At 25.1% G+C, this 901-nt stretch carries 2 protein-coding genes; both read right to left on the reverse strand.

Features of this window, described 5'->3' with window-relative positions:
• Positions 1-304, reverse strand: a 304-nt coding sequence (locus ACF91D_RS30790) for an HAD family hydrolase (protein ID WP_392438554.1), incomplete at its 3' end; no start/stop codon positions are given.
• A 42-nt stretch (positions 305-346) separates the two neighbouring features.
• On the reverse strand, positions 347-703 hold the full coding sequence (locus ACF91D_RS30795; protein WP_107549889.1) for an HAD family hydrolase: 357 nt from the start codon (positions 701-703) through the stop codon (positions 347-349).
• Positions 704-901 lie beyond the last annotated feature (198 nt).

A 901-nucleotide genomic window follows, 5' to 3' on the forward strand; every position in this document is an offset into this window, starting at 1 on the left:
GTTTCATAACAAGACTTTTTATATCGTCATTATAAATTTCAACGTCATCTATTTGATAACCTTCTAAATCATTTTCAGAAGTTAACCAAATTGGTTTCATACCTGCAGATAATGATCCTAATACATCGTTATGAAGTGAATCACCTATAAACAACGTATTTTCAACTGATACTTTAAAAGCCTTAGCGACATATTGAAATGATTTTTTATCAGGCTTTTCAATATTTATTTCTTCTGAAATATAAACGTTTCCATCAAATGTTTTTTCAAAATCTAGCCGCCTTATTTTTTCTCTTTGTTCCAAAATTTTACCATTTGTTAGAATACCTATTTTCTTATAGTTTTTTTAAATGTTAAGTAGTTCAATAAGTTCATAATCCGGTGTTATATAAGATAATATATAATTAAAAAATGTTGCGAAGTACTTTTTAGCTTCTTCGTAACTAATATTGATATTAAATGTTTCCAAAGTTTTTATTAATCTTAAATACCGTAGTTGATCTAAAGTGATTTGGCCAGAATCATGCTGTACCCAATAGTATTCATCATAGTATATCAACATGCGATTAAATTCTTCGTATTCAAGATTTTTAGTATAGTCAAATTCTTTAAATACTTCTTTATTAGCATTATTCCAATATTTATTAAATGGATATAGTGTATTATCTAAATCAAATAAAATTAATTCAATTTCATTATTCATCCTTCCACCTCAATAATACAATTTATATTAGTATTTTATTTAATATTACCTTTAGACATATAATTCATTTCCTTAATATTCTACTGATAAAATTCACTATATTAACGTATGTTCAAACTATATTTTCCAACATCTATCGCTATATACAAACTGCTCAGGTTACAGTTCTCTTCGAAATATATCTAAATTATTGTATGT

This window comes from Staphylococcus sp. 231237_7MaSpsaltlick (assembly GCF_043107035.1).